This window comes from Mycobacterium sp., from assembly GCF_049673265.1.
Taxonomy (GTDB): domain Bacteria; phylum Actinomycetota; class Actinomycetes; order Mycobacteriales; family Mycobacteriaceae; genus Mycobacterium.
The window spans coordinates 1-7,743 of sequence record NZ_JBATXN010000210.1 but is presented as its reverse complement, the minus strand read 5'-3'; the positions used below and the strand labels follow the sequence as shown (position 1 = coordinate 7,743).

The window sequence follows — 7,743 nt, the reverse complement described above, 5'->3', positions numbered from 1 at the left end:
CGGCGGTGAGGTCGCGACGCGGAAAGATCTGCAGACAAGCCTCGTCGAGGCTGAAGCTCAGCTCCGGCCGCTCGGCCAGCTGGTCGAGTGAGCGTGCTTGGTCCAATCCGAAGTGGCCGACGCGGGTGCGCCGCAGGGCGGTCAGGTGACCTCCGACCGCCAGCGTGTCGCCGAGATCGCGGGCCAGGGCTCGGATGTAGGTCCCGGACCAACAGTCGACTTCGACGTCGAGATCGATCAGGTGACCGTGGCGACGGGCCGCGAGGATCTCGAACCGGTCGATGCGCACCGGGCGGGCGGGTATTTCGACCGTGTGGCCCTCGCGAGCGAGGCGGTAGGCCCGCTGGCCCCCGACCTTGATTGCGCTGACCGCCGACGGGACCTGCATGATGTCGCCGCGCAACCCGGCGATCGCGGCGGCGATGCTCGCGTTGGTCAGTTGTTCGGCCGGAACCTCGTGCAGCAGTTGACCTTCGGCGTCTTCGGTGGAGGTGGTCTGGCCGAGCCGGATGGTAGCCGCGTAAGACTTCGAGGCACCGGCGATCAACCCCAGGATCTTGGTGGCGCGCTCGACGCCGACGACCAGGACACCGGTGGCCATCGGGTCGAGCGTTCCGGCATGACCGACCCGCCGGGTGGCAAAGATGCGTCGGCAACGCCCGACAACGTCGTGGCTCGTCATTCCGGCCGGCTTGTCGACGATGACCAGGCCGGCGTTCATAGAACTATCGCGGTCAGCACCAAATCCTGTTCCACTGACCACCTTCCGGCCAGTGTCGTCAGCGGCGGACCTGACAGGGCTTCCCCGTCGATCAGGATGGCCGACTCGAAAGTTCCGGCGGTGCCGGAGTCGTCGACGCCGAACGTGATGTGCGCGTCTTCGAAGCCAAGCCAGCGCTTTGTCAGCGGAAACCACGCTTTGTACGTTGCTTCTTTGGCGCAGAACAGAATTCGGTCCCAATGCGCACCGCTCGGCAACGCGCTCATCTCGCGGCGCTCCTCGGGCAGGCTGATTGCATCCAGCACGCCGTCCGGCAGCACGTCATACGGCTCGGCGTCGACACCCACCGAGCGCACCGCGGCCTCGCGACCGACCACCGCACCACGGTAGCCGGCGCAGTGGGTAAGGCTGCCCACCACACCGTCGGGCCAGCATGGTTCGCCCTTGTCCCCCTTGAGAATCGGTACCGGCGCAAACCCGAGCTCGCCCAACGCGAGACGCGCGCAGTGGCGCACGGTGATGAACTCGTTGCGCCGCTTGGCCACTGAGCGTGCGATCAATGGTTCTTCTTCGGGCATCGGCGCGAGCCCGGGCGGGTCCGAATACAGCTCGGCGGAGGCCAGGGCTTCCGTGCTGGGCAGCACCGATGACATCAGTGCGCTCAGCATCATCGCGATTGCCGCTGGCGCAGTCGATCTCGGAACTGCTGGGCCTGCGCCTTCATCTCCGGCGTGATGACGAAGTGACCGCCGAAGTCGTTCAGATAGCCGGGCGCATATTGCGGATCGGGCAGCACTTGGCGAAGCCAGCTGAAAGGCTTGCGCCGCCGCCACTCCCGCGGATAACCCACTGACACCTCTTCGAAGCGGACCCCGTCATACCAGGTGGTGCGCGGAATGTGCAGATGGCCGTACACCGAGCAGATCGCGTTGTAGCGGGTGTGCCAGTCGGCGGTCTCGGTGGTTCCACACCACAGCGAAAACTCGGGGTAGAACAACGAATCGCAGGGTTCCCGCACCATCGGGAAATGGTTGACCAGCACCGTCGGCGTCATCCAATCGAGGTCTTCGAGCCGCTTGCGGCTGGCGGCCAGGCGATCACGGCACCACGCGTCGCGGGTGGCATACGGCTCGGGTGAAAGCAGAAACTCGTCGGTGGCCACGACATTGCGTTCGCGCGCTATCGCCAGCCCCTCGGCTTTGGTGGTCGCGCCCGCCGGCAAGAACGTGTAGTCGTAGAGCAGAAACAGCGGCACGATCGTGGCCGGGCCGCCTCGTTCGGTCCACACCGGAAACGGATGCTCCGGGGTCACGACGCCCATTTCGTCGCACATGTTGACGAGATAGTCGTAGCGGGCCCGGCCGAACACCTGCTTCGGGTCCTTGTTGGTGGTCCACAGTTCATGGTTGCCGGGCACCCAGATCACCTTGGCGAATCGCCGGCGCAGCAGATCCAGCGACCAGCGGATCTCATCGGTGCGCTCTGCAACGTCGCCGGCAACGATCAGCCAGTCATCCGGCGACGACGGGTACAGCGATTCGGTGACGGGCTTGTTGCCCATATGGCCGGTGTGCAAGTCGGACACCGCCCACAGCGTCGGCTGCCTTTCCTGTGTTGCCACGACTCCCCAGCGTAACGAGCGTGTCGGCGGATGCCGCACAGCAGGCTCGTTCCGCTTGCCCGGCTCCTCCGGACGCCGACCCCGCGCCCGCGGTCGCCGGACTAGAACAGGTTCTCGTTTACCCTGTGATCCCGCGGAGGCGACTTGTAAACTCCCGGCAGAGGTAATCGTCCGGCGACGATGCGGGCCGTGGAACGGCCCGAGGAGGAACCGGACAATCAAGCCGGGTCGAGGGGGTGTGATGGTCGCCAAGCTGCGACTGCTTGCGGCGCTCGGTGCCCTGGTGACGGCGCTGGCGGTGGTGTGGCAGAGTGCGCCGCCGGTCAACGTCGCTGGCCCGAAGGTGCAACTGCGGTCCACCGCCGCACCGATGGATCCGCCCACGACAATGAAGAGCCCGATCGTGGCGACCACCGACCCCAGCCCGTTCAACCCCTGTCAGGACATCCCGTTCGACGTCGTGCAGCGGTTGGGCCTGGGCTTCACTCCGCCGGAGCCTCAGGAAGGGCTGCGCTGCCAGTACGACGCCGGCAATTACCAGTTGGCCGTCGAGCCGATCATCTGGCGCAACTACGAGCAGTCGCTGCCGGCCGACGCCGTCGAGACCACGGTCAACGGCCACCGCGTCGCCCAGTACTGGAACCTCAAGCCCACGTATCACAACAGCTTCTGGTACATGTCCTGCATGGTGATCTTCAAGACCAGCTACGGGATCATCCAGCAGGCGCTGTTCTACTCGACGGTCTACTCCAACCCCGAGGTCGACTGCCCGGCCACCAACCTGCAGCGGGCAAACGACCTTTCGCCGTACTACAAGTTCTGAGCCCACCTCCGCCGATGCGGCCATAACCTGATCACGTGACCACCACCTCCGCCCAGCCTGCTGGGTCGCCACTGCGTTCATTAACCAGGGATCTTGCTGGCCGGGCCCTCGGCCGGGCGTTGCGGCTGCCCGCGCGGACCACCGGCTACACGGTCAGCCGGGTCGCGATTCCGATGCGCGACGGCGTCGAACTGGTGGCCGACCACTACGTGCCCGCCGGAGAAGCCGTCGGCACCCTGCTGCTGCGCGGACCGTATGGCCGCGGGTTTCCGTTCTCGCTGTTGTACGGCGCGCTGTACGCAGCCCGCGGCTACCACGTGCTGATGCAAAGCGTGCGGGGGACGTTCGGCTCGGGCGGGACCTTCACCCCGATGGCTCACGAAACAGAGGACGGCGCCGACACCGTCGCATGGCTGCGGCAGCAGCCGTGGTTCACCGGCCGGTTCGCCACCATCGGGATTTCCTATCTCGGGTTCACTCAGTGGGCGCTGCTGCAGGATCCGCCACCTGAGCTGGCCGCGGCCGTCATCACCGCCGGCCCACACGACTTCAGCGAATCGGCTTGGGGCACAGGCGCGTTCACCGTCAACGACTTCCTCGGCTGGAGCCATCTGGTTGCCCACCAGGAAGCTCCCGGGCGCATCCGCGCCGGCATCCGCCAGCTGCGGGCGCAGAAGAGCGTGATCCGCGCCGCCGGTGAGTTGCCGTTGGGGGCCGCCGGGCGCGAGCTGCTGGGCACCGGCGCGCCGTGGTGGGAGTCGTGGCTGGACCATCCCGATGACAACGCGCCGTTCTGGGAGACGATGCGATTCGGCGCCGCACTCGACCGGGTGCAGGTGCCGGTGCTGCTGATCGGCGGCTGGCAAGACATCTTCCTGCAGCAGACGCTGCACCAGTATCGACACCTTCGCGACCGCGGCGTCGACGTAGCGCTGACCATCGGCCCGTGGACCCACACCCAGCTGCTGTTTCAGGGTCTGCGGACCATCGCTCAAGAATCGCAGGACTGGCTAGACACCCACATCGGCGTTCGCCCGGCGGCGTCGCGACCCGGCAGAGTCCACTTCCACGTCGCCGGTGAGGGCTGGAGCGATGCAGCCGACTGGCCGCCGACGACCACCGAGCACGCGCTCTACCTGCAGCCCGGCGGCGGTCTGACCAACACAGCGCCGTCGGCGGGGTCCGCGGTGTCCGCGGTGAGCTTCCGCTATGACCCCGCCGACCCGACGCCCACCATCGGGGGTCGACTGCTGTCGCCGGACGGTGGATACCGCGACGACACCGCCTTGGCCGCGCGCAGCGACGTACTCAGCTTCACCACCGACGTGCTCGACCAGGACCTGCGCGTGATCGGAAATCCGGTCGCTGAATTGGCGCATACCTCTGACAATCCCCATGTCGACGTGTTCGTTCGGGTCAGCGAGGTCGACAACAAGGGCCGGTCGGTAAATGTCAGCGACGGCTATCGGCGGCTAACCGAGACGACCGACTCGCTTCGGCTCGAGCTCGACGCGATCGCTCACCGGTTCCGCGCCGGATCACGTATCCGGGTGCTGATCGCCGGCGGCAGCCATCCCCGCTACGCCCGTAACCTCGGTACCGGTGAGCCAACGGCGACCGGCGGACAGCTCAACCCCGCGACGCATGAAGTGCAGTTCGGCGCATCCCGGGTGCTGCTTCCGGTCGAGCGCGCCTAGCGGATGGGCATCGTCGACGAATGGCGAAGCGGCGCAACACAAATCCATTGGAAGTCATCAACCGCTACAAATGCTGGAGCGGAAGTCACCGTCTTCGCCCGTCGCTGCGGCACACCGGGCGCACCGGCATTGGTGTGCGTGCACGGCTTCCCGACGGCGAGCATCGACTACTTCGCGCTGACCCGCGAGTTGGGCGCTGAGTTCGATATCTTCCTGCTGGACTTCCCCGGCTACGGGCTTTCCGATAAGCCGCCCGCACCGTACGTGTATTCGCTATACGACGATGCACGGCTGCTGATCCATGCGATCACCAACGTGTGGAAACTCCAGCGATACACCATGCTGACCCACGACCGTGGCACCAGCGTCGGCATGATCGCGCTGTCGGAGTTCGCGAAGCAGAATCAGGAAAACGCGCCGACCGAAGTCATTCTGACGAATGCCAACATCTACCTCCCGTTGGCCAACCTGACTGGGTTTCAGACCGCGCTTCTCAACCCCGACACAGCACGCAGTACAGCAGCCGCGACGACGCCCGAGCTGCTGGCCGCCGGCATGGGAGCGACGACGTTCATGCCACGGAGAACGCCTACCGATCCCGAGATCGTCGCTCTGACGGAGTGCTTCGCGCACAACGACGGCATCGGAGTGCTGCCGGACACGATCCAGTACCTGAACGAGCGAGCTGCCGACGAAACCAATTGGCTCACAGCACTTTCCAAGAGCACGACCAATACCACCCTGATTTGGGGGCTACACGACAACGTCTCCCCTATCCGGGTCGCCAACTTCGTGTGGCAGAAATTCCTCAAGGGCAAACCGGGCCGAAACCGCTACTGGATACTGCCAACGGCCGATCACTATCTGCAATGCGATGCGCCAGCGCAATTGGCGCAACTCGTGCGACTTACCGCCGCAGGCGAGGCGACTGCGCTCTGCACGCTCGGAGGGCGCCCGGACGGCGCGGTGCTGGTGGACCAGACGTCATCCGACGGCGGCATGGACGCGGTCGGCGACTTGGCGTAGTGACGCCTCGTCGTGCACCGGAGTACCCAGCGACGGCCTCATCGGCAACTGCACCCAGCTGGTGCAGCCGGCGTATTCGGGAGCGCGGGGCAGTTCCACCGGCTCGACGAGCGGTATGGCCTGAACGACGAGCACCGCCAACCTGTGCCGGGGGCGAAAGTCGAGCCGGTCTTCACGCACGGACGCGGCCGTCCAGATATGTAGATCCGCGATCGCCTCGATGTTATCGGGGCGATTGACCGGCAGTGCCGCAACGACTTTCGCGGCCGCACGCACCACAACGTGGTCTTCGGCACTGTCAGGCGCCGCAGCCGGGAGCAAGTCCTGAAATTCGGGGCGGACCCGCTCGGCGTGACTGTGCGCGACCGTCGGAAACAACACGAACTCGCTGGCTGCCACCTCGAAACGCTTCTCGCCGATCCCGCCCTTACGCAACAGCACGCGCTGGCGGCCGTCCAGCAGCGCCTGCACCACGGCGCTCCACTCCTTGAGCGCGGGCATGGGGGCGTCCTGTGTCATCTCATCGCGAGCCGACGCAACGGCGGCGAGGTCTTAGGAGGTTGGCGGCGCGGTGGCAGCGCCCCCAACAGCCGCGTGGTGGTCGCCGCGACTTCGCCCACCGCGGCTTCGAAGGCGTCGGCGTTGGCGGGCGACGGGTGGGTGAAGCCGCTGACCTTGCGCACATATTGGCGCGCCGCCGCCGAGATCTCCTCGGCCGTCGCCGGGGGCTCAAGTCCACGCAATTCCGTGATGTTTCGGCACATCCCTCAACGATAAGGCGCACCAGCGGGTGGCTAACGTAAACCCTATGACCGACGACATTCTGCTGATCCACACCGACGAGCGGGTGCGCACGCTCACCCTGAACCGGCCGCAATCGCGCAACGCATTGTCGACCGCGCTGCGAGACCAGTTCTTCGCGGCGCTGGCTGAGGCGGAAACCGACGACTACGTCGACGTCGTCATCCTGACCGGCAGCGACCCGGTGTTCTGCGCGGGGCTCGATCTGAAAGAGCTGGGCGGCCAGTCGGCGCTACCGGACATTTCGCCGCGCTGGCCACCGCTGACCAAGCCGGTGATCGGCGCGATCAACGGCGCCGCTGTCACCGGCGGTCTGGAGCTGGCGCTGTACTGCGACATCTTGATCGCCTCCGAGCATGCGCGCTTCGCCGACACCCATGCCCGGGTGGGCCTATTGCCGACGTGGGGGCTGTCCGTGCGGTTGCCGCAGAAGGTCGGTGTCGGACTGGCCCGCCGCATGAGCATGACCGGTGACTACCTGTCCGCTGAGGATGCGCTGCGGGCCGGCCTGGTCACCGAAGTGGTGCCGCATGAGCGGCTGCTTCCGGCCGCGCGCGAGGTGGCTGCCAGCATCGTCGGCAACAACCAGAGCGCGGTTCGGGCGCTGCTGGCGTCCTATCACCGGATCGACGACTCGCAGACCAGCGAGGGCCTGTGGCTGGAAGCGACGGCGGCCCGGCAATTCCGGACCTCCGGTGACGACATCGCCGCCAACCGGGAAGCGGTACTGCAGCGCGGACGGGCCCAGGTGCGGTAAGCCCGTCCACTCGATCAGGGGATGGCGGCCCGGATGGGGTCAGGATGTTCGCGGCGCAATGACGCATCGGGTGCAATGGTCCGGTGAACGGCACCCACGGGTCGGCGGACGCGACAGCCGGCGCCAGCGACCCCAGGAGCTAGACGTGTCAGTCTTCTGCGCCACAGTCCCGGCGCCTGGCTGGGCGGTCAGCGCCGGCGCCGGTGTGTCGGCATGCACTCGCGGCAATGGTGGCTTCGGCGCCGACGATGATCAGCACCAGGGTTGTGCCGATGATGGTGGCGGTGTGGCTGTAGC

At 66.5% G+C, this 7,743-nt stretch carries 9 protein-coding genes; 4 read left to right on the top strand and 5 right to left on the bottom strand.

Annotated elements, in window-relative coordinates; all coding sequences use genetic code 11:
* The 3 genes from truB to WBF82_RS07465 all read right to left on the bottom strand — a co-directional run.
* The coding region (gene truB, locus WBF82_RS07475; protein ID WP_424382422.1) for a tRNA pseudouridine(55) synthase TruB at positions 1–721 on the bottom strand (721 nt) is incomplete at its 3' end.
* A complete protein-coding gene (locus tag WBF82_RS07470; RefSeq protein ID WP_424382421.1) occupies positions 718–1,392 on the bottom strand; it encodes a 4'-phosphopantetheinyl transferase family protein in 675 nt (224 codons plus the stop codon). The genes truB and WBF82_RS07470, both read right to left, overlap by 4 nt.
* Positions 1,389–2,342: a metallophosphoesterase family protein gene (locus WBF82_RS07465; RefSeq protein ID WP_424382420.1), complete on the bottom strand. Its 954-nt coding sequence runs from the start codon at positions 2,340–2,342 to the stop codon at positions 1,389–1,391. Before WBF82_RS07465 ends, WBF82_RS07470 begins: the two co-directional genes overlap by 4 nt.
* A gap of 241 nt (positions 2,343–2,583) precedes the next feature.
* Between WBF82_RS07465 and WBF82_RS07460 the strand changes: the two genes are divergently transcribed.
* Genes WBF82_RS07460 through WBF82_RS07450 form a run of 3 tightly spaced genes read left to right on the top strand, consistent with a single transcriptional unit; the run spans position 2,584 to position 5,888 of the window.
* Entirely contained in the window at positions 2,584–3,165 is a 582-nt protein-coding gene (locus WBF82_RS07460; protein ID WP_424382419.1) for a DUF3558 domain-containing protein, read from the top strand.
* Positions 3,166–3,200: 35 nt separating this feature from the next.
* A complete protein-coding gene (locus WBF82_RS07455; protein WP_424382418.1) occupies positions 3,201–4,862 on the top strand; it encodes a CocE/NonD family hydrolase in 1,662 nt (553 codons plus the stop codon).
* A 3-nt stretch (positions 4,863–4,865) separates the two neighbouring features.
* Entirely contained in the window at positions 4,866–5,888 is a 1,023-nt protein-coding gene (locus WBF82_RS07450) for an alpha/beta fold hydrolase (RefSeq protein ID WP_424382417.1), read from the top strand.
* Here the strand turns inward: WBF82_RS07450 and WBF82_RS07445 are convergent.
* Together WBF82_RS07445 and WBF82_RS07440 are read right to left on the bottom strand one after the other, a co-directional pair.
* The gene (locus WBF82_RS07445) at positions 5,847–6,389 is read right to left on the bottom strand and encodes a DUF1802 family protein (protein WP_424382416.1); all 543 of its coding nucleotides are present in this window, start codon (positions 6,387–6,389) and stop codon (positions 5,847–5,849) included. The genes WBF82_RS07450 and WBF82_RS07445 overlap by 42 nt on opposite strands.
* Positions 6,390–6,403: 14 nt before the next feature.
* Positions 6,404–6,652, bottom strand: coding sequence for a DUF2277 domain-containing protein (locus WBF82_RS07440; RefSeq protein ID WP_424382415.1), 249 nt, complete (start codon positions 6,650–6,652; stop codon positions 6,404–6,406).
* 44 nt (positions 6,653–6,696) lie between these two features.
* Between WBF82_RS07440 and WBF82_RS07435 the strand changes: the two genes are divergently transcribed.
* Entirely contained in the window at positions 6,697–7,446 is a 750-nt protein-coding gene (locus tag WBF82_RS07435; protein ID WP_424382414.1) for an enoyl-CoA hydratase, read from the top strand.
* Positions 7,447–7,743: the final 297 nt, after the last annotated feature.